The sequence below is a fragment of the Rhizobium sp. AC27/96 genome (assembly GCF_001692325.1).
Lineage (GTDB): Bacteria > Pseudomonadota > Alphaproteobacteria > Rhizobiales > Rhizobiaceae > Rhizobium.
The window spans coordinates 615574-636853 of the sequence record NZ_LXKN01000018.1 but is presented as its reverse complement, the minus strand read 5'-3'; the positions used below and the strand labels follow the sequence as shown (position 1 = coordinate 636853).

General features: G+C 60.3%; 21 protein-coding genes. 18 read left to right on the top strand and 3 right to left on the bottom strand.

The window, feature by feature from the left end:
- The first annotated feature begins 24 nt into the window (after positions 1–24).
- Positions 25–999: a class 1b ribonucleoside-diphosphate reductase subunit beta gene (gene nrdF, locus A6U86_RS16590; RefSeq protein ID WP_068394036.1), complete on the top strand. Its 975-nt coding sequence runs from the start codon at positions 25–27 to the stop codon at positions 997–999.
- A gap of 183 nt (positions 1000–1182) precedes the next feature.
- On the top strand, positions 1183–2007 hold the full coding sequence (locus tag A6U86_RS16585) for a glycerophosphodiester phosphodiesterase family protein (protein WP_068394034.1): 825 nt from the start codon (positions 1183–1185) through the stop codon (positions 2005–2007).
- A 67-nt stretch (positions 2008–2074) separates the two neighbouring features.
- On the opposite strand, the gene A6U86_RS16580 is transcribed toward A6U86_RS16585, so the two are convergent.
- A complete protein-coding gene (locus A6U86_RS16580; RefSeq protein ID WP_068394033.1) occupies positions 2075–2353 on the bottom strand; it encodes an HU family DNA-binding protein in 279 nt (92 codons plus the stop codon).
- Positions 2354–2702: 349 nt separating this feature from the next.
- Between A6U86_RS16580 and A6U86_RS16575 the strand changes: the two genes are divergently transcribed.
- The gene (locus A6U86_RS16575) at positions 2703–2924 is read left to right on the top strand and encodes a hypothetical protein (protein ID WP_068393254.1); all 222 of its coding nucleotides are present in this window, start codon (positions 2703–2705) and stop codon (positions 2922–2924) included.
- Between the two features lie 156 nt (positions 2925–3080).
- Positions 3081–4094: a Tim44 domain-containing protein gene (locus A6U86_RS16570; protein WP_068393252.1), complete on the top strand. Its 1014-nt coding sequence runs from the start codon at positions 3081–3083 to the stop codon at positions 4092–4094.
- A gap of 274 nt (positions 4095–4368) precedes the next feature.
- Here the strand turns inward: A6U86_RS16570 and A6U86_RS16565 are convergent, their stop codons facing one another.
- On the bottom strand, positions 4369–4887 hold the full coding sequence (locus tag A6U86_RS16565) for a hypothetical protein (protein ID WP_244509954.1): 519 nt from the start codon (positions 4885–4887) through the stop codon (positions 4369–4371).
- A gap of 308 nt (positions 4888–5195) precedes the next feature.
- On the opposite strand from A6U86_RS16565, the gene A6U86_RS16560 reads away from it, so the two are divergent.
- From A6U86_RS16560 to A6U86_RS16535, 6 genes are all read left to right on the top strand, one after another.
- Positions 5196–5885, top strand: coding sequence for a Crp/Fnr family transcriptional regulator (locus A6U86_RS16560; RefSeq protein ID WP_244509953.1), 690 nt, complete (start codon positions 5196–5198; stop codon positions 5883–5885).
- Between the two features lie 117 nt (positions 5886–6002).
- Entirely contained in the window at positions 6003–6827 is an 825-nt protein-coding gene (locus A6U86_RS16555) for a class I fructose-bisphosphate aldolase (RefSeq protein WP_068393247.1), read from the top strand.
- Positions 6828–6849: 22 nt separating this feature from the next.
- Positions 6850–8007 (top strand): Gfo/Idh/MocA family protein, encoded by a 1158-nt coding sequence (locus A6U86_RS16550; protein ID WP_068393243.1) that lies wholly within the window; start codon positions 6850–6852, stop codon positions 8005–8007.
- Positions 8004–8675 (top strand): D-lyxose/D-mannose family sugar isomerase, encoded by a 672-nt coding sequence (locus A6U86_RS16545; RefSeq protein WP_068393240.1) that lies wholly within the window; start codon positions 8004–8006, stop codon positions 8673–8675. The genes A6U86_RS16550 and A6U86_RS16545 overlap by 4 nt, the downstream gene beginning before the upstream one ends.
- The gene (locus A6U86_RS16540) at positions 8675–9733 is read left to right on the top strand and encodes a carbohydrate kinase family protein (RefSeq protein WP_068393238.1); all 1059 of its coding nucleotides are present in this window, start codon (positions 8675–8677) and stop codon (positions 9731–9733) included. The genes A6U86_RS16545 and A6U86_RS16540 overlap by 1 nt, the downstream gene beginning before the upstream one ends.
- Positions 9734–9836: 103 nt before the next feature.
- Positions 9837–10847, top strand: coding sequence for a zinc-dependent alcohol dehydrogenase family protein (locus tag A6U86_RS16535; protein ID WP_068393235.1), 1011 nt, complete (start codon positions 9837–9839; stop codon positions 10845–10847).
- Positions 10848–10858: 11 nt separating this feature from the next.
- Here the strand turns inward: A6U86_RS16535 and A6U86_RS16530 are convergent, their stop codons facing one another.
- Positions 10859–11878: a LacI family DNA-binding transcriptional regulator gene (locus tag A6U86_RS16530; RefSeq protein WP_068393232.1), complete on the bottom strand. Its 1020-nt coding sequence runs from the start codon at positions 11876–11878 to the stop codon at positions 10859–10861.
- 640 nt (positions 11879–12518) lie between these two features.
- On the opposite strand from A6U86_RS16530, the gene kdpF reads away from it, so the two are divergent.
- The 8 genes from kdpF (at position 12519) to A6U86_RS16495 (ending at position 21274) form a co-directional block, all read left to right on the top strand.
- Complete coding sequence (gene kdpF, locus A6U86_RS16525; protein ID WP_034509905.1) at positions 12519–12608, top strand: K(+)-transporting ATPase subunit F; 90 nt, start codon at positions 12519–12521, stop codon at positions 12606–12608.
- Positions 12609–12635: 27 nt separating this feature from the next.
- Positions 12636–14339 carry a potassium-transporting ATPase subunit KdpA gene (gene kdpA, locus A6U86_RS16520; RefSeq protein WP_068393229.1) on the top strand — a complete coding sequence of 568 codons (1704 nt, stop codon included), beginning with the start codon at positions 12636–12638 and terminating at the stop codon, positions 14337–14339.
- A gap of 12 nt (positions 14340–14351) precedes the next feature.
- Positions 14352–14513 carry a hypothetical protein gene (locus A6U86_RS35455; RefSeq protein ID WP_158008759.1) on the top strand — a complete coding sequence of 54 codons (162 nt, stop codon included), beginning with the start codon at positions 14352–14354 and terminating at the stop codon, positions 14511–14513.
- 47 nt (positions 14514–14560) lie between these two features.
- On the top strand, positions 14561–16648 hold the full coding sequence (kdpB, locus tag A6U86_RS16515; RefSeq protein WP_068393226.1) for a potassium-transporting ATPase subunit KdpB: 2088 nt from the start codon (positions 14561–14563) through the stop codon (positions 16646–16648).
- Between the two features lie 11 nt (positions 16649–16659).
- Positions 16660–17265 (top strand): K(+)-transporting ATPase subunit C, encoded by a 606-nt coding sequence (locus A6U86_RS16510; protein ID WP_068393223.1) that lies wholly within the window; start codon positions 16660–16662, stop codon positions 17263–17265.
- Between the two features lie 60 nt (positions 17266–17325).
- Positions 17326–20037, top strand: a complete 2712-nt coding sequence (locus A6U86_RS16505; protein WP_068393220.1) for a sensor histidine kinase KdpD — start codon at positions 17326–17328, stop codon at positions 20035–20037.
- Entirely contained in the window at positions 20034–20726 is a 693-nt protein-coding gene (locus tag A6U86_RS16500; protein WP_068393217.1) for a response regulator, read from the top strand. The genes A6U86_RS16505 and A6U86_RS16500 overlap by 4 nt, the downstream gene beginning before the upstream one ends.
- Before the next feature lie 92 nt (positions 20727–20818).
- Positions 20819–21274 (top strand): PTS sugar transporter subunit IIA, encoded by a 456-nt coding sequence (locus A6U86_RS16495; protein ID WP_068393214.1) that lies wholly within the window; start codon positions 20819–20821, stop codon positions 21272–21274.
- The last annotated feature ends 6 nt before the right edge of the window (positions 21275–21280 follow it).

The following is a 21280-nucleotide window of genomic DNA, read 5'->3' as shown; positions in this document are numbered from 1 at the left end:
TCCGGTTTGAAAAAGGACATTCCCGTGAACATGCAATTCAAGCCGGTAAGCCGTATCCGCGCCATCAACTGGAACCGCATTGAAGACGACAAGGATCTTGAAGTCTGGAACCGCCTGACCGGAAATTTCTGGCTGCCGGAAAAGGTGCCGCTCTCGAATGACATCCCGTCCTGGGCGACCCTGAAGCCGGAGGAGCAGCAGCTCACCATCCGCGTCTTCACTGGCCTGACCCTGCTCGACACCATCCAGAATGGTGTGGGTTCGGTGAAGCTGATGGCCGATGCCGCCACGCAGCATGAAGAGGCCGTGCTGTCGAACATCTCCTTCATGGAGGCCGTGCATGCGCGGTCCTATTCCTCGATCTTCTCGACGCTGTGCTCCACGCCTGACGTTGATGATGCCTATCGCTGGTCGGAGGAGAACGAGTTCCTGCAGCGCAAGTCAACGCTGATCATGGAACAATATGCGTCCGGCGACTCGCTGAAGAAGAAGGTCGCAAGCGTCTTCCTCGAGAGCTTCCTGTTCTATTCGGGCTTCTATCTGCCGATGTTCTGGTCGAGCCGTGCCAAGCTCACCAACACCGCCGACATGATTCGCCTGATCATCCGCGACGAAGCGGTGCACGGCTATTATATCGGCTACAAGTTCCAGCGCGAGCTGGATCGGCAGTCGGAAGAGCGCAAGCAGGAAATCAAGGATTTCGCCTTCGATCTGCTGCTCGAACTTTACGACAATGAGGCCAAATACACCGAGTCACTCTATGACGGTGTCGGCCTGACCGAGGACGTGAAGAAGTTCCTGCACTACAACGCCAACAAGGCGCTGATGAACCTCGGCTATGAAGCGCTCTTTCCGGCGGAGGCCTGCAAGGTCAATCCGGCGATCCTTTCGGCGCTGTCGCCGAACGCCGATGAAAACCATGACTTCTTCTCCGGCTCGGGCTCTTCCTATGTCATCGGCAAGGCTGTTGCCACCGAGGATGAAGACTGGAACTTCTAAGGCTAAGCGACTGCTATTTAACAACAATCAATCTCTCTCGATCGCGGCCTGTTGGCTGCGATCGTCGTTTTCGGCGCTGCCTGCGATGGGCCCCGCGCTTTGCAAAGCTGACAAGATCGCATGATAGACCCTGCCCGGAGCAGCCAGTGGTGGATGATTCGCCTGGGGCTGGAAGGGCGCGTCATGAATTATATCGACTACGTCGCCGATCCCACACGCGACTGCGCGATCGTCGTTCATCGTGGGATCTGGCGCGCCGCACCGGAAAACAGCCTTCTTTCGATCGAACGGGCGATGTCTGCCGGCTACGATGTGGTCGAGATCGACGTCCGGCGCAGCAGCGACGGCGAGCTTTTCCTTCTGCATGACGATACGCTCGAACGCATGGCTGGCCTCAATCAGGAGCCGGAGGCGCTGACCTTGCAGCAATTGTCCAGCCTCAATTTGCGTGACCGGGATGGCGGCGAGGCCAACCCGATGACGGGCGAAAAGCTGCCGTGCCTGAAAGATGTCTTTGAGCTGACGCGCGATCGCATTTTCATCCATCTCGATGTCAAAGACAGGCAGTTGATCCCGGATGTCATTGCCTGTGCGCGTGCAATGGGCGTCGACCAGCAGGTCGATTTTTGGGGCAATCTGAAAACCGCTGACGATCTCGCCTGGATTCGTGCCAACGTGTCGTCGCAGGCCGTTCTCTTCATGGCCAAGACGCGCCTCGAAACCTCGGATGCGGATAGTCAACTTGATCTACTGTTTCAGCTGAACCCATTCCTGTGCGAGATCTATTTCGACAGGCTTGAACAGGTTGCCGAACGGAAGGCGCTTTTCCAGAAGGCCGGCATCGCGCTGTGGGTCAACACGCTCGATTCGGTTTCCTCTGCGGGCTTTACCGATTCCGCCGCGCTGAGAGATCCGGAAGCGATCTGGGGTCGGTTGATCGACGCAGGTATCTCCGCCATCCAGACTGATGAACCCGCGGCGTTGAAGACCTATATCGCGTCACGCTAGCGGGCCGGCCTCACTTCATGGGGCCGGCCGCTCGATGCCTTGAGCCCCAACGGCTCAAAACCCGGGATTACTTGTTGAGCGCATCCTTGAGCGCCTTGGCCGGCGTGAAGGTGAGTTTCTTTGCTGCAGCAACCTTGATGGTCGCGCCCGTTCCCGGGTTGCGCGCTTCGCGTTCCGGCGTGGCCTTGACCTTGAACTTGCCGAAGCCTGGAATAGAGGTCTCGGCGCCGGAAGATGCTGCTCCGGCGATGGACGCAAAAACAGCTTCGACGATTGCCTTGCCCTGAGCCTTGGTGAGCTTGTGATCAGCGGCAATCTTGTCTGCGATTTCATTTGTGGTGGTCATGATGCTTCCCCGCATTGGTTACAGCGGAATCATTTCCATTGCCGCCCGTCATTGTCACGCGGCCTGTTGCTCTTTCAGGTGCCAGAAGGGTGTATTTCCACAATTTCTAACGCCAAAATGGCTTTTGCACCGCACTTGCGAGAGGATTCCGAGAAATTGGACGCACTCTCAGTGCAGACGGAAACCTCGGCAAAGCCGGCCGATCGAATGGACAATATACGGTCGGGCGCCATATTCTAAGCAGACCGAAGCGCTCGCAACCGTCGTCTCGATTGCCGTGCGATCGCTGCTGGTCTTGCTCGGCATGAGCGTATAGATGCCTGACCACCACGAATGAACGGGACATGTAATGGAAGAAGCGATCAAGATAGATAATCGTGGCGACTTTGGTCTCTGGGCGATCGAGGTGGCAAAACAGATCGTCAGCGGGGAGGGCTTCGATCTCGCCAAGGCGGCGCGCGACGGTACGGATGACGATCTACGTGAGGCCGGCAATGCGCTTGGGCAGGCGATCACCAATGCGCTCATGGAGGTTTATGACGGCTTGCTCGATGGTGCCGAGGAAGGTTAGCCCTTCGCGGGAGATCGCCGATCGAAGCAGAATCCCTCGGGCAGGCGATGCACGATGCGATGTCGTCTAAAATTTTGGAGCGCACGAACTTACAATCGCAACTTGGCGTACCCACATACGGGCGGAATAGTTTCCGCCGTGTCACAGGGAGAGCCAATGCTCAGTGCAGTTCCTCGTTTTGCCAAGATCGCAGCTATCGTCACCCTCGCCACCGTATCCGTTCTGGCTACCTTCGCCGATGCTGACGCACGTCGCGGTGGCTCCAGCGGGTTCGGCAGCCGTGGAACCCGGACCTTTGACGCGCCAGCCGTAACGCGGACAGCGCCGACGCAAGCCGCTCCGATCGATCGGACGATGACGACCCGGCCGCCGCAGCAGCAAACTGCAACGCAGCCGCCGCTGGGCGCGCAACAGCGTCCCGGCTTCTTTGGCGGTTTCGGCGGATCGATGATCGGCGGATTGATTGCCGGCGGCCTTCTCGGCATGCTGATCGGACAGGGCTTCGGCGGCGGCTTCGGCTTCCTCGGCATGTTGCTGCAGATCGGCCTGATCATTGCAGCGGTCAGCCTTGCCATGCGCTTTTTTGCAAACCGCCAGCGCACGCAGTTTGCCGCGCCCGGAGCAGCCACGTCCTATAATACGAGCGCGATGAGCAATCCGAGCGCATCCCCGCGCTCTTCCTTCTCCATTCCGGCAATCGGCGGAGCAGCGGCAGCCGCCGCTACGCAGAAGACGCGGCAGGCCAATGACGAGATCGGGCTTCAACAAGCTGACCTTGATCGTTTCGAACAGCTTCTGACTGAGGTCCAGTCGGCCTATGGCAAGGAAGACTATGCAATGTTGCGTGGGCTGACCACGCCCGAGGCGATGTCCTATCTGGCCGAAGAGCTCGGAGAACACGCAACGAACGGCGTGCGCAACAGCGTTTCCGATGTCCACCTGCTGCAGGGCGATATCGCCGAGGCCTGGCGCGAAGACAATGCCGAATATGCGACGCTTGCCATGCGTTATTCCAGCATCGATGCCATGGTCGATCGCACGACGGGAAAGCTCGTCGATGGCGACGATCGCAATCCCTCGGAAACCGTCGAGCTGTGGACTTTCGTGCGCAAGCCGGGTTCCGACTGGAAGCTTTCCGCCATACAGGGGACAGAGGCTCATCAGGCCTAAGCCTGTGCCTTCGTCAAAGGATTGCCCTCGGCCTGTGGCGAGGGCAATCGATAGATGGCGCGTTCCCTATGGGCTGTAATCTCGTGTCATTTATCGGCTGGCGCAGGCAAGGGGAGATCGGGAGCGAAGTGACCGCCGCGGCCGGAATATCTTATGGTACCGGCTTCTTCTTCCTGCGCCGTAGCCCATAGCCTGTTAGCTCAAAAGCTGGTTCACACCACCTGCCTCGACGGACATCTCCAGACGAAACTCCGCCGGTCGAACTTGTGCAGGTCTAGTGATGGCCATGCCCGTGATGGTCACCATTGCCATGACCATGCTCCGGAGTGGAGGGCGTTGAGGCCGGATTGACGCCGACATTGCCGGCGTCGACGGGATACAAGGAGGCGTAGGCAAGTACCGTGGAGGCCCTGTTTAGATCTCCGAGACATTGTCCGTCCTGTCCATCGCGGCGCGCATTCAGTGCCGCTGAATAAAGGCCTATGGCTTCGGTCTTTTGCTGACCATCGGGGGCTTCGCTCAATTCTGTTCTGGTGAGCCGAAGGTCTGTCGCGCAGGTAGTTGCAGCAACGCCGGGAACAGATGAGACCGCAAGCGCGGCAAAGGTCGTTCCCACAAGGGCGAACATGATGGCTGGTTTGAACGTCTTGAACATCTCGATCTCCATTAGGAGCTGCTGCCGGCTCTCTTGAGCAGACATGGGTTCGTGTTTCCTAAGGTGCGTCGGTTTGAAGAAATCGAGCACGCTCAAGTCATGAGCCGTTTCGCGCGGGTTCGATATGATCTCAATCAATGGAGCTGATCACGTTCGTTTCACCAACAAGTGCAAGGGCCGTGAGGTGAAGTGTAACAATCCCGTGCGCCGATAACACGTTGTGAATCCTGGGTATTTCTCGCGACCGGGCGTACCGCACTCGTCACTTTCCTAACCATTATTTAATCTGGAGCCGGCTTGTGACGAGAGTGTTTCCTTACAATATCTGACCGGAGGGAGCCGTGAATCGAGCTTGATCAGTAACGAACCTTAGAGGCATCCCCATGCCGCATGATTCAAGTCAGCCCGGCGCAAAATCGAGAACTCTTCATCTCCCGGCAAGCCCGATGGCCGGGAAACTCGATGTGCATATTGCCTTCCTGCCTGAAGACAAGGCGATCCTCGACGCTCTCCAAATCCGAAAGCGCGTCTTCATCAAGGGATCCGATATCACGCATGAGGGGCAATCGCCTCAAAGCGCCTATATTCTTCGCGCCGGCTGGGCTTGTTCCTACAAGCTGATGCGCAACGGCACGCGGCAAGTCATCAGTTTCTATGTTCCTGGCGATCTGATCGGCATTCGGCGGCTCTTGCTGTCCAGTGCCGACGACAATCTTTGCGCCGTAACGCGCGTCGAGGTCGGCGAGATAAATGTCGAAGACCTCATTGAGGCGTTTGATGGCAATGGCCGCCTTGCCATGTCGATACTGTGGTCCACCTTGAAGGACGAAGCCATTCTCGTCCAGCATCTGGTCGATGTCGGCCGTCGTCGCCCCATCGACAGGGTGGCGCATTTCTTCCTCGAGCTGGGCTCGCGGCTGGCCCTCCTCGGATTGGGCACGAGGTGCACCTACCAATGCCCGCTGACTCAGTCGCTGATCGCCGATGCACTCGGCTTGACCGCAGTTCATTTCAACCGCGTTCTCAGGCAGCTGCGCGAATTGAAGGTGATGACCTTTCATGAGGGATGGGTGAGGCTTCTCGATTGCCAGCGGCTGGAGCGTCTGGCTGATTTCGACTCCTCCTATCTGCAATAGTTTGCGGGCGGTTCGTCTCAAGACGGCGGATGTGGAAACGATACCGCATCCATCTTGACTCATGACGCATGTTCTCTAATCTGAATGTGGAAACGTTACCACATTGGGAGGAACCGAATGAAATCCGCGCGGCTCAACCGCCTTTTTGGCGTGTCCGGAAACTGCTTCGACGTTGCCATCGATCACGGCATGTTCAATGAGCGGACTTTTCTTGCCGGCATCGAGGACATGAAGACGGCAATCAAGGTCATCGCCGATGCCGCGCCCGACGCCATTCAGCTTCCGCCGGGAACTGCGCCCATCCTGCAGGCGATCCCCGGCAAGCACCGTCCTGCCTTGGTGTTGCGGACGGATATCGCCAATATCTACGGCAATCCGCTACCCCAGACGCTGTTTTCCGAAATCATCGATCGGGGCGTGGAGCAGGCTATGGTGCTCGACGCCGCCTGCGTCGTCGTCAATCTCCTGATGCTGCCGAACCAGCCCGAGGTCTATCGCGCCTGCGTGCGCAACGTGAACAGCCTGAAGCGCGAATGCGAAATCTATGGCATGCCGCTAATGGTCGAGCCGCTGGTAATGCAGGACAACTCCAAGGGCGCCTATATGGTCGATGGTGCGATCGACAAGATCCTGCCGCTCGTCCGCCAGGCCGCCGAACTCGGCGCCGATATCATCAAGGCCGACCCGTGCGACAACGTCGAGGAATATCATCGCGTTATCGAGATTGCCCAGGGGCTGCCGGTCCTGGTGCGCGGCGGCGGTCGCGTTTCGGATCAGGAAATCCTCGCCCGCACCAAGCAGCTGATGGGGCAGGGCGCTCGCGGCATCGTCTATGGCCGCAATGTCATCCAGCATCAAAATCCGGCTGGCATGACGCGCGCCTTGATGGCGATCGTCCATGACGGAGCTGCCGTCGAAGACGCCTCGCGGCATCTCGCCTGACGCACTTTTGGGAGGAGGAGACATGACCAAGATATTCCGTTTCGGCGTCATCGGCTGCGGCCTGATGGGGCGCGAATTCGCAAGCGCCGCGGCGCGCTGGCTGCATCTTGCCGATGTGAAGGCGCGACCGGAAATCGTCGCCGTCTGCGATACCAATGCCGCGCTGCGCGACTGGTTTAGGGATCATGTGCCGAGCGTGCGGCAATCCACCGAAGACTATAAGGAGCTTCTGGCCAATCCGGAGGTCGACGCTGTCTACTGCGCCGTGCCGCATGTGCTGCATCAGCAATTCTATATCGATATCCTGAAGGCGGGAAAGCATCTGCTGGGCGAGAAGCCGTTCGGCATGGATGCAGCGCAGAACCGGGCAATCATGGAGGTGCTTGCCGAGCACCCGGAGCTTCTGGTCCGCTGCTCGTCGGAGATGCCGTTTTTCCCCGGCGCACAGAAGGTGATCGCGCTCGCGCAAAGCGGTGAGATGGGAGATATCCTCGAGGTCGAAGCCGGCTTTCTGCATTCGTCCGATATCGACCGGCAGAAGCCGATCAACTGGAAGCGCATGGCCGAGATCAATGGCGAATATGGCTGCATGGGCGATCTCGGCATGCATGTCCTGCATGTGCCGTTGCGTCTCGGCTGGCGCCCGACTACGCTGCATGCGCAACTTGTCAAGAAGGTCACCGGGCGCCCCGACGGCAAGGGCGGGATGGCGCCCTGCACCACCTGGGACAATGCCACGATCAGCAGCCGCGTGCGGACGGCGGATCAGGATTTCCCGATGGTGCTCAAGACCTGGCGCATCGCGCCCGGCGAATCCAACAGCTGGTACATTCGTGTTCTCGGCATGAAGAAGAGCGCCTTCTTCAGCACGAAATCGCCGCGTCAATGGCAGTGGATGGATTATACCGGCGGTGCGCAGGCCTGGAGTACCGAGGATCTCGGATATGGTTCGCTGTTTCCGGCCATAACCGGCAAGATTTTCGAGTTCGGCTTTGCCGACGCCATCCAGCAGATGTGGGCAGCTTTCGTCGATGAGCTGGCAGGCGGAAATGCCAACGGTTTTGCCTGCCCCACGCCGGCAGAAGCGCAGGCCCACCACGCGGTGCTGACGGCAGCTCTCAAATCCGGTCGCGAAAACATCGTGGTGCCCGTCGATTACCAAGGGGAGGCGCTCCGATGAAGCGATCCGAGATCAACGCGGCGTTGCGGCGGGCAACCAAGACGCTTGAGCACTGGCGGTGGGCGCTGCCGGAATGGGGATATTGGAATGCGGCGGATTTTGCCGCCAATCCGCAGGCGGCGAGCTACCTGCGCACCCATCAGCTCGGCTGGGACGTGACGGACTTCGGCTCGGGCGGGTTCGCCGAATGCGGCCTCGTGCTGTTTTGTCTTCGCAACGGCATCGTCGGTGTCGAGGGCGAGCGCACCTATGCCGAGAAGCTGCTGTTCGTCGAGGAAGGGCAGGTAACGCCGACCCATCGCCATGCCGCAAAGATGGAAGACATCATCAATCGCGCCGGCGGCGATCTCGTCATCGAGTTTGCAGCAACCGACGCCGATGGCAAGGTGCTGAATGACGATATAACCGTCCCCGTGGACGGATTGCCGCGCAGGCTCGCCGCATGGGAGCCCCTGGTTCTGTCGCCAGGTCAGAGCGTGACGATCCACACAGGGCTCTACCATCGCTTCTATGGTCGAAAGGGTGGCGGGCCGGTCTTCGTCGGCGAGGTCAGCCAGGTCAACGACGACAATAGCGATAATTATTTTCTGGAGCCGATCGGGCGTTTCGCCGCGATCGAGGAAGACGAGCCGCCGCTCAGGCCTTTGTGGAACGAGGCAGGTGGCTGATGCGAACCGGGGAGGAGGTTCGCGACAGCGAAAAGCAGAGCCGGGGAGGCATTGTTTGCGCGGGAAACTTCATAGTCGACCGCGTTCACACGCTGTCCTACTGGCCCGAGCAGGGCAATCTTGCCCATATCGTCCATCAGGATGTCGGTGTCGGCGGCGGCGCTGCCAACGTCGTGGCCGACTTGGCTTCGCTCGGCTTTCCCGGCGGGTTGGCGGCAGCCGGATGCATCGGTGCTGACATCGACGGGGAGATCGTCAAGACGCGCCTTGTGGATGCCGGCATCGATATCGGCGGTTTGCAGGTGCTTTCCGGGCGGGCGACGGCCCATACCCATGTCATGAATGTGCCGGGCCAAAATCGCACCTTCTTCTATCATGGCGGCGCCAATGATGCCGTGACGGATACGCTCATTTCACCAGCGGTTTTCGCGGAGGCGGGCTACCGGCTTTTCTATCTCGGCTATCTGATGTTGCTGCCCGGCCTTGACGGGATCGATGCTGATGGCCGGTCGGGAGCCTCGCGCCTTTTAGAGGCGGCCCGCAACGCCGGTCTGACCACCTGCGTGGATTTCGTATCGAGCGAGGAGCCGGAGTTTGCGGCGAAAGTCGGCGCTTCGCTGCCCTATTGTGATTTCCTGATCATCAATGAGATCGAGGCGGGGCGGGCAACTGGCGTGACCGTTCGCGATGCAAACGGGAACTTGATCGAGGCTGGTCTTTTGACGGCCGGTGAGCGTTTGCTGGCGGCAGGCGTTGCCAAAGGGGCGATCATTCATGCGCCGGAGATCTGCTTCTGGTTTACGCCCGGTGCCGCGCCTGTGGTCACACGCTCAAGGCCGGTCGATCCAACCGAGATCGTCAGTACGGTGGGTGCCGGCGATGCCTTCTGTGCCGCCGTGCTCTATGGCCTGCATGAGAATTGGCCGGTCGAGAGAATTTGCGCTGTCGCGCATGCCGCCGCTGCCCGCTGCCTTGGCGGGGCAACCGCGACAGATGGCGTTCCCCACATGTCGGCTCTCCTGTCGGATGTGAAGGAGATGCATCCAGAATATGACTAGCGGCTCGGTTTGAAGGCGTTACCAGGCATCATTCAATGCTACAGTGCCGCGGGGAGCGGTGCTGCCGCATGCGTCGACATAACCTTATGTCCGGAGGAGGAGAATGAGGGCAGTACGATTGGAATCCACCAGGACCATGGCCATGCGCAGCGTTGAGCGGCCGAGCGCCGGGCGGGGTGAACTCATAATCCGGGTGCTGGTAGCCGGCATTTGCGGCTCGGATCGCCACATGTTCAAGGGGGAGTATCCGACAGCAATCCCGGTGACCCTCGGCCACGAATTCTGCGGTCTCGTCGAGGATATTGGTGACGGCGTCACGTCCTTTGCCGGTGGCGAGCTCGTCACGATCGACCCGAATATTGCCTGCGGCACCTGCCCGGCCTGCCGACGCGGACGACCGAACCTTTGCGCGAATTTGAATGCTATCGGAGTGACGCGGGACGGTGGCTTTGCCGAGTACGTCGCGGTGCCGTGTGGCCAGGCATTCATCCTGCCTTCCGATCTCGATCCCGTCCACGGTGCCTTCTGCGAGCCTTTGGCCTGCTGCATTCATGCCATGGACAAGGCTGGGATCAGCCCGGGAGATAGTGTCGCTATCCTCGGCGGCGGCGTCATCGGGCTGCTGATGGTTCAATTGGCGCGTCAGGCCGGTGCCGGGCAGGTGATCCTGATCACGCGGCAGCTGTCGCGGCGCGAAGCCGCGTTGCGCCTGGGCGCCACACATGCGTTTGATCCGACGGGTTCCGACACGGTGGCTTTGACGCGAGAGGTGACCCAAGGTGGTGCCGATATCGTCATCGAGTGTGCCGGGGTCCCCGAGACGTTGCAGACGGGCGTGAAGATGCTGCGGCGGGGTGGCACGTTCGTCCTGTTCGGCGTGACGCCAGCGGGGCTTGAAGTGCCCGTTCTGCCTTTCGATCTGCTTGTCAACGAAGTCGAAATCAGGCCCGCCTATCTCAACCCGTTCACGCATGCGCGCGCTGCGGCAATGGTGGCGAGCGGGGCGTTGGAGCTGGATTCGCTGGTAACGAAGACCATCGCTCTCGAAGATGTTGCCGAAGTGGTCGGCAGCGCGCCGCTACCCGGTGAAATCAAGGTCATAGTACGGCCCTGAGCTTGCCCGCATCAGCTGCGGACAGGTCCGGTTGAATCACGCTCGATCAAGGCGACAGGTACCCTGACGATGGCGCCGGGCGCCGGCTTATGCCCCATCTGGTGATCCCTGATCAAGGCTTCCAACCGCCGGGTAGCTTGCTGGCCGACTTCGCGGATCGGCTGCGCCACGGTCGTCAGCCGGGGAAATACATAGGCGGTCTCGGGCAGGTCATCGAAGCCGATCACCGAATAGTCGCGCGGCACGGAGAAGCCGCGATCCTGGACCGCATGAATGACGGCGATGGCCGAAATATCCGATGTGCCGATGATGGCGGTGATATCAGGTTTGGAGGCAAGAACCTCGGTCGCGAGCCCATAGGCCGCCGAAAAGCTATGTTCGTCCGCCATGCCAACGGCTGCGGGCGAGATCCCGCTCTCGGCCATTTCGGCCGTAATGCCTCGGAGGCGAAGCTGGACGGGCTGACTATGTGACGGTGCGCCGACGATGGCAATCGAACGATGGCCAAGGCCAAGCAGATGGCGCGCCATCAGCCGTCCACCCTCCTCGTGATCGGCCATGATGGCATCGTCGGCGATGCCGTTCAGTTCACGATCGATGGCGACGATCGGAATATCGGCATCGCGAAAGACCGCGAAGTGCTCGATGCTGCCAAAGGCGCTAGCGACGATAACGCCATCGACGCGCTGGGACAGCAGCATGGAAATGTAGCGCGCCTCGTGTTCCATGTTTTCCGCAGTGCTGCAGATCAGCGTCTGATAGCCGCGCTGGAACAGTTCCTGCTCGATGGTATGAGCCAGTATGCCGAAAAACGGTACGTCGATCGACGGCAGCATGAGCCCGATCATCCGGCTCGGCGCGCCGCGCAGCATGCGGGCATCCTTGCTGGGTGTGTAATTCAGCGCGCGGATGGCCGCCTCGACGCGCTCGCGGAGTTCGGGGGAGGCATAACCACTATTGTTGAGGACGCGCGAGACCGAAGACACCGATGTTCCTGCGAGTTTGGCGATATGTCTGATGCTGGTCGTCACTGGCTCGCATTTCTTTTGTTTGGCGGTCGAATGTCTATGAGAGGCGCAACCCATCTCGTCTCGGACTAGATCATCGGCAGGATGCGGCATCAAGCGCGATACATACGGCCTTATATGTCATCACATTGATTCCAGCTATGTTAGCATTGACGCATATGGTATCGTGCAATCATTGAGGGTGGTCGACATCACTTGCTCGACCGTGGCGTTTTGGGAAGATGACCAAGGAAATTCAATGAAATAGCGCCTGCGCACTTGCGGAGCATGCCTGATTCTTCGGGTGAATTTGGCAACGCTGACGGGCGTCGGATCAGCGTGTTGGCATGCATACGAGCCGCCGTCAGCAGCATCGGCATTTATAAGATTTTTATATCTTCCTTCATCCCGCCGTCTCGAACGTTAATGCGGTTCGGCTGCATATAGTATGGCGAAGATACACGCAAAGTGGGTCTTCTCCCTCGGCAGAATGAAAAGAGGTGCTTCTCATCCGGAGCGCTCCCATCGCTTCTGCAGTCAACAATAACAAGCAAGGAATGCGATCGATGATGGACATCATTCTTATCGGGATCGGCGTTTTATTCTTTCTCATTTGTGTCGCTTACACCAAGGCCTGCGACAGCCTTTAGTCGGAGAGACGGCAATGCTTCTCGATTACATCCTCGGTGGCGGCGTGACGCTATTTCTCACCGCTTATCTGATCTACGCTCTCATTCGCCCCGAGCGCTTCTAACAGCGCTGGATAGGGAAAGTTACTTCCATGACCCTCAACGGATGGCTTCAGATCCTCATTTATATCGGGATCCTTCTCCTACTCGTCAAACCGCTCGGCGGTTATATGACGCGTGTCTTTACCGGCGAGCGCACACCTCTCTCTTATGTCTTCGGCCCGGTGGAGCGGGGACTTTATCGTCTCGCCGGCACGGACGAGCGCGAAGAGCAGCATTGGACGACCTATTCGATCTCCTTGCTTCTGTTCAGCCTCGCCGGCTTCCTCGTGCTTTACGCGCTGCAGCGACTGCAGGCCGGCTTGCCGTATAATCCGGCAGGCATGACGGCGGTTGGGCCGGAATTGTCCTTCAACACGGCCACCAGTTTCGTCACCAATACCAACTGGCAGAACTATGGCGGTGAAAGCACGATGTCCTATCTCGTGCAGATGGCCGGCCTGACGGTGCAGAATTTCGTATCTGCGGCAACAGGCATTGCCATCGCCATTGCCCTGATCCGCGCCTTTGCGCGCGCCTCGGGCAAGGCGATCGGCAATTTCTGGGTCGATATGACCAGAGCGACGCTCTACGTGCTGCTGCCGATCTGCATCGTCCTGACGATTGCCTTCGTCTATCTCGGCGTGCCGCAGACGCTCGGGCCCTATGTCAACGCGACGACGCTTGAAGGCGCACAGCAGACCATCGCTGTCGGCCCTGTTGCCTCGCAGCTTGCCATCAAGATGCTCGGCACCAATGGCGGTGGCTTCTTCAACGCCAACTCCGCACATCCGTTCGAAAACCCGGACGCGATCTCCAACCTCATTCAGATGCTGGCGATCTTCGCCATCGGCGCTGCGCTTACCAACGTCTTCGGCCGTATGGTCGGCAGCCAGCGTCAGGGCTGGGCCATCCTCGCCGCCATGGGCACTCTGTTCATTGCGGGCGTGATCGTCACCTATTGGGCCGAGGCTGCCGGCAATCCGCTGATCCATGCACTTGGCGTGCAGGGCGGCAACATGGAAGGCAAGGAAGTCCGCTTCGGCATCGCCGCCTCCTCACTGTTTGCCGTCATCACCACGGCTGCATCCTGCGGCGCGGTCAACGGCATGCTCGACAGCTTCACCGCGATTGGCGGCTTGATCCCGCTCATCAACCTGCAGCTTGGCGAAGTCATCGTCGGCGGCGTCGGCGCCGGTTTCTACGGCATCCTGATGTTCGTCATCATCGCCATCTTCGTTGCCGGCCTGATGGTTGGACGCACGCCGGAATATCTCGGCAAGAAGATCGAGGCCAAAGAAGTGAAGATGGCAATGCTTGCCGTGCTTTGCCTGCCCTTCGGCATGCTGATCTTCACGGCGATCTCCGTCGTGCTGCCGTCGGCAGTCGCCTCGGTCGGCAATTCCGGTCCGCATGGCTTCTCGGAAATCCTCTACGCCTACAGCTCGGCTGCGGCAAACAACGGCTCGGCCTTCGGCGGCCTGTCCGGCAATACGCCCTGGTACAACATCACCCTCGGCATGGTCATGCTGATCGGCCGCTTCCTGGTCATCGTTCCCGCTCTTGCTATTGCCGGTTCGCTGATCACCAAGAAGACCGTTCCCGCTTCGGCCGGCACCTTCCCGACCGATGGTCCGCTCTTCGTCGGCCTGCTTGTCGGTACGATCCTGATCGTCGGCGGCTTGACCTTCTTCCCGGCGCTCGCGCTCGGACCGATCGTCGACCACCTGGCAATGATCGCCGGCCAGACCTTTTAAGGGGTTAAGGCCATGAGCCAGCCGCTTTTGAGCAAGCTTAGAAAAGTCATCGACCCACGCCCCTTCGACAGGGGGCGTGGCCCGGCGGGAACGACCTGTGCTTCCGACGCCATTCTGTTGGCGATGGTCACCCTGTTTCTCGGCCTTGTCATCTTCGGATTTCTAATCGGCTGATCGGTGCGTTCCGATCTGACGTTTTCCTCTTCACGCTGGAGCCTCTTATGAGCCAGTTAAAATCAGCGAGTATTCTGGATTCTCGCATCCTCGTTCCGGCGGTCGGCGCTGCTTTCAAAAAGCTGAACCCGCGCACGCTTGCCAAGAACCCCGTCATGTTCGTGGTCGCCGTCGTTTCGGCACTGACGACCGTCCTGTTTCTGCGCGACCTGATCGCCGGCGGCGGCAATCTCGCCTTCTCCCTGCAGATCAATATCTGGCTGTGGTTCACGGTGCTGTTTGCCAACTTCGCGGAAGCTGTCGCCGAAGGCCGTGGCAAGGCGCAGGCGGATTCGCTGCGCAAATCGCGCACCGAGACCCAGGCAAAGCTTCTGAGCGGCACCAGCCGCGCCGACTACAAGATGGTGCCGGGCACCAGCCTCAAGGTCGGTGACGTCGTGCTGGTCGAAGCTGGCGACATCATCCCGTCGGACGGCGAAGTCATCGAAGGCGTTGCCTCGGTCAACGAAGCAGCGATCACGGGTGAATCGGCACCGGTGATCCGTGAATCCGGTGGCGACCGTTCGGCCGTGACGGGCGGCACACAGGTTCTGTCGGATGAAATCCGCGTGCGCATCACGGCAGCAGCCGGCTCCACCTTCATCGACCGCATGATCGCACTGGTCGAGGGTGCAGAACGTCAGAAGACGCCGAACGAGATCGCGCTCAACATCCTGCTTGCCGGCATGACGCTGATCTTCGTGCTTGCCACGGTGACGATCCCGAGCTTTGCGGCCTATGCCGGCGGCTCGATCCAGACCGTCGTGCTCGTCGCCCTGTTCGTGACGCTGATCCCGACGACAATCGGTGCGCTTCTCTCGGCGATCGGTATCGCCGGCATGGACCGTCTGGTGCGCTTCAATGTGCTTGCCATGTCGGGCCGTGCCGTCGAGGCAGCCGGCGACGTCGACACGCTATTGCTCGATAAAACCGGCACGATCACCCTCGGCAACCGTCAGGCTACCGCCTTCCGCCCGGTTCGGGGTGTCAGCGAGCAGGATCTGGCCGATGCTGCCCAGCTCGCCTCGCTTGCCGACGAAACGCCGGAAGGGCGCTCCATCGTCGTGCTTGCCAAGGAGAAGTATGCCATCCGTGGTCGCGACATGACGAGCCTCAAGGCCACCTTCGTGCCCTTCACTGCCCAGACCCGCATGAGCGGTGTCGATCTCGAGGGCTCGTCGATCCGTAAGGGCGCTGTCGATGCGGTTCTTGCCTATGTGGACGGTGCTGCCAATAGCGGCAGCGATGGCACCGCTGTCATCTCGCGTACCACCAGCGAGACGCTTCGCGAACTGCAGGGGATTGCCGACGAGATCGCCAAGGCCGGCGGCACGCCGCTTGCTGTTGCCCGAGACGGCCGCCTGCTCGGTGTCATCCACCTCAAGGACATCATCAAGGGTGGCATCCGCGAACGCTTTGCCGAATTGCGCCGCATGGGTATCCGCACGGTAATGATCACGGGTGACAATCCGCTCACGGCTGCTGCTATCGCCGCCGAAGCCGGGGTGGACGATTTCCTCGCCCAGGCAACTCCGGAAATGAAGCTGGCGCTGATGCGCGAAGAGCAGGCCAAGGGCAAGCTCGTCGCCATGTGCGGTGACGGCACCAACGACGCCCCGGCGCTAGCCCAGGCCGACGTCGGCGTCGCCATGAACACCGGCACCGTGGCCGCCCGCGAGGCCGGCAACATGGTCGACCTCGACAGCGACCCGACGAAGCTGATCGAGATCGTCGAAATCGGCAAGCAGTTGCTGATGACCCGCGGCGCGCTTACCACCTTCTCGATCGCCAATGATATCGCGAAGTATTTCGCCATCATCCCGGCAATGTTCATTGCCTTCTATCCACAGCTGAAGACGCTGAACATCATGGGGCTCGCCACGCCGCAGAGCGCCATCCTTTCCGCGATCATCTTCAACGCCCTGATCATTGTTGCTTTGATCCCGCTGTCGCTGAAGGGCGTTCGTTATCGCCCGATCGGTGCCGGCGCGCTGCTCAGCCGTAACCTGCTGATCTACGGCCTTGGCGGCATCATCGTACCCTTCATCGGCATCAAGGCCATCGATATGGCGATTACCGCCATTGGCCTGGTCTAAGGAGATTTCCCATGCTGAAACAAATCAGACCCGCCATCGTCATGATCGTCGCCACGACCGTTCTGACTGGCCTTGCCTATCCGCTCGCCATGACAGGTGTTGCCCAGGCTCTCTTCCCCCATCAGGCCAATGGCAGCCTGGTGGAGAAGGATGGGAAGGTCATCGGCTCCAGCCTGATCGGCCAGAGCTTCACCACGGACCGCTATTTCCACGGCCGTCTGTCGGCAACGACAGGAGCGGACCCGAATGACCCAACCAAATCGGTTTCCTCGCCCTACAATGCAGCCAATTCCGGTGGCTCCAATCTCGGTCCGACCAGCTCGGCGCTGATGACCCGCATCAAGGGTGACACCGCGACATTGCAGGCTCAGAACCCGAACATGCCGGTTCCAATCGACCTGGTCACGACCTCGGGCAGCGGTCTCGATCCGCATATTTCGCCTGAGGATGCATACTTCCAGATCCCGCGCGTGGCCAAGGCGCGCAACATGGATGAAGCCAAGCTCAAGTCGATCGTCGACGCGGCTGTCGAATCCCGGGAGCTCGGTATTTTCGGCGAGCCTGTCGTCAACGTACTGGCATTGAACCAAGCGCTCGATGCCTCTATGAATCAATAGGTTGAGAAGGTTGAGACGGCGATGGTCGTCTCAACCTTGTAACGGAAGACGAACCCACTGATGGCAGATGACAGCCGCGACATGATGAGCAGGCCTTCACCCGACGCGCTTCTGGAAAAAGCGAAGGCCGAGGCACGCGGGCGGCTGAAAATCTTTCTGGGTGCGGCGCCCGGCGTCGGCAAGACCTATGAGATGCTGATTTCCGGCAAGGCGAAGATCGCCGATGGAGTGGACGTTGTCGTCGGTGTGGTCGAAACCCATGGGCGGCGCGAGACGCAGGCTCTGATCGAGGGCTTCGAAATCATCCCGCGTGTCGATGTCGACTATAAGGGACGATCGCTCGAAGAGATGGATCTCGACGCCATTCTCAAGCGCCGGCCCCAGCTTGTGCTGGTCGATGAGCTAGCACACACCAACGCGCAGGGCAGCCGTCATCCGAAGCGCTACCTCGACGTCAAGGAACTGCTGGAGCGCGGCATTGACGTCTATACGACGTTGAACATCCAGCATGTCGAAAGCCTGAACGATGTCGTTTCCCAGATCACGCGTGTCCGCGTACGGGAGACCGTGCCGGATTCGATCATCGATCTGGCCGACGATGTCGAGATCATCGACCTCACTCCGGATGATCTGATCAAGCGGCTGCATGACGGCAAGGTCTATGTGTCGAAAACGGCCGAACGGGCGCTGACCAACTATTTCACACCCGGCAATCTGACGGCGCTGCGCGAGCTTGCGCTGAGGCGCACGGCGCAGCGCGTCGACGATCAGTTGCTCACCCATATGCAGGCGCATGCGATCTCCGGCCCCTGGGCTGCGGGCGAGCGTGTGCTGGTGTCCATCGATCATCATCCGCGTTCGGCGTCGCTGGTGCGCTATGCCGCACGGATGGCTTCGCGCCTGCGGGCGCCCTGGGCGGCTGTCTATGTCGAAACCAACCGTTCGATCAGCCTGACGGAGCCGCAACGCGACACCATAGCCGCGACCTTGCGACTTGCCGAACAGCTCGGTGGCGAAGCCATCACCATTCCGGGCCGCGAGGTGGCGGAGGAACTGATCCGCCATTCCGCCAGCAACAATGTCACCCATATCGTCATCGGCTCGCCGAAAATCGGGTCCTGGCGGGATTGGTCGCGTAGGTCCGTTTCCTACGATCTTATTCGCAAGGCCGGCGAGATCAGCGTCCATGTCATTTCCGGCAGCGATGCGGAGGCTCCGGCGGCCAGCCGCGGCGTGAAGGCAGCCCCTTCGCCTTCGCCCTTCCAGTTGCGCGGCTATGTCCTGGCAACGCTCTATGTCGCCGTTGCGCTCGGTTTCTGCGTCATCCTCGATCAGGTGCTGGATGTGCGCAATCTGGCGCTCGTCTTCCTGATGGCGGTGCTGGCAACGGCTGTGACGCAAGGACTGCGACCGGCACTCTATTCTTGCATTCTCGGTGCACTCGCCTTCAACTTCTTCTTCCTGACGCCGCGCTACACGCTGACGATCAGCGACCCGGAAAGCGTGCTTGCCTTTTTCTTCTTTCTGGGCGTGGCCATTATCGCCAGCAATCTGACGGCAACCGTGCAGCGGCAGGCAGCGGCTGCGCGCCAGCGGGCAAGAACGACGGAAGATCTCTATCTGTTTTCCAAGAAACTTGCCGGCACCGGCACGCTCGACGACGTTTTGTGGGCGACTGCCTTTCAACTGGCCTCGATGCTGAAGCTGCGGGTGGTGCTGCTGCTGCCGGAAGGTGGCACGATTGCGGTCAAGGCCGGCTATCCGCCTGATGATACGCTCGATGACGCCGATATCGCCGCGGCTCGCTGGGCGTGGGAGCATAATCATGCAGCGGGGAGGGGCGCCGATACTCTGCCGGGCGCCAAGCGTCTCTATGTTCCGCTGCGCACGGGCCGCACCGCCGTCGGCGTCATCGGTCTCGATAGCGACCGTCGCGACGGGCCGCTCCTGACGCCCGAGCAGCAGCGGTTGCTCGATGCGCTCGCCGATCAGGCCGCGCTTGCCATCGAGCGCGTGCAACTGGTGGCGGATGTCGATCGCGCCAAACTGGCCGTTGAGGCCGACCGGCTGCGCTCGGCGCTGCTGACCTCGATTTCGCACGACTTGAAGACGCCGCTTGCCGCCATCATGGGGGCCGCCGGGACGTTGCGCGATTATCTGGAAACACTGCCGCATGAAGATCGCGTGGATCTTCTGTCGACCGTCATCGACGAATCCGAACGCCTCAACCGTTTCATCGTCAATCTGCTCGACATGACGAAGATTGAATCAGGCGCGATGGAACCGAATTACGCCCTGCATTATGGCGGCGATATCGTTGGCAGCGCCTTGCGGCGCGCGCAGAAAATTCTGAGCCACCATCGTTTGGAGGTGCAGATACCTGTCGACCTGCCGATGGTGCGGGTCGATCCGGTGCTGTTCGAGCAGGTGCTGTTCAATCTGCTCGATAATGCCGCGAAATATGCGCCCGAGGCCTCAGCCATCCGGCTGGAAGCATGGGCGGATATCGACAATATCGTTTTCAGAGTGATGGACGAGGGGCCGGGCATTCCGCCCGCCGATCTCGAGCGCGTCTTCGACACTTTCTACCGCGTGCGCAAGGGCGATCAGGTGAGGGCGGGCACCGGCCTCGGCCTTTCCATCTGCCGCGGTTTCATCGAAGCCATGGGCGGCACGATTGCCGCCGGCAACAGAACCGATCGCCAAGGGGCGGTCTTCACCATCCGCCTGCCAAGACCAACGGATGTCCCAAAGCTGGATGAATTGAAATGAACACGACTGCCGTCAAGATTCTCGTCGTCGATGACGAGCCGCCGATCCGCAAGTTGCTGCGCGTCGGCCTCGGTGCCCAAGGTTACGCCGTCAACGAGGCGCAGAATGCCGCCGCCGCGAAAGCCTCCGTCGAGGAGGATCGGCCCGACCTGATCGTGCTCGATCTCGGACTGCCCGACAAATCCGGCCAGGATCTGCTGCTGGAATGGCGCGAGGATGGCGTGCAGATACCTGTGGTCATCCTGTCGAGCCGCACGGATGAGGCCGGCATCGTCAAGGCGCTGGAAAGTGGGGCGGACGACTATGTCACCAAGCCTTTCGGCGTCAACGAGCTTGCGGCGCGTATTCGTGTCGCTCTGCGCCACCGGCTGCAGCAGCAGGGCGAAAAGGCGATCTTCCAGACCGGCGCCCTCTCGATCGATCTCGTCAAGCGCATCGTCAAGGTCGAGGGCAAGGAGATCAAGCTTTCGCCGAAGGAGTACGATATTCTGCGGGTGCTTGCCCAGCACGCCGGCAAGGTGCTGACCCATCAGTTCCTGTTGAAGCAGATCTGGGGGCCGGCCGCGGACGTGCAATATCTGCGCGTCTATGTCCGCCAGCTCCGGCAGAAGATCGAGCAGATCCCCGACCAACCTCATTACATCACGACCGAGACAGGCGTGGGTTACCGCCTTCGCGAGCCGGAATAGACGCTGTCCGCCCCTGCGATGAGGCGCCCGGATCCTCATCGTAGTCGCAATGAATACCCGCTTTATCGATTGTCCGATCCTCAAGAGCGACCATGGCCCTCTCTAGTATCATCCTGCCCGAGCACGTCTTCATAGGGGTGTCAGCCCCGACCAAATGGCGGGCGCTGCAGATGCTGTCATCGAAGGCGGCCAGCTGTTTTGGCCTGGATGAGGGAATCGTCCTGAGGGCGCTTGAGACACGGGAGAAGCTGGGAACGACCGGTATCGGCAATGGTGTCGCGGTTCCGCATGCGGCGATCGCCGGCATGACCAGGCCGCGTGGCCTGCTGGTTCGCTTCGCGCATCCCGTGGATTTCGAAGCCATCGACGATGCCCCGACCAGATGGGCCTTTGTGCTGCTTTTCGGCGAGCGTGGTCGCAGTGACTACCTGAACGTGCTTGCCGCAATCGCCAGGCGGCTGCGGACGGAAGGCGTGCTGACGGCCATGCTGAAGGCAAAAACGGCAGACGAACTCTACTCCATCTTTATGTCCGACTCCATCGTTTGATACCGC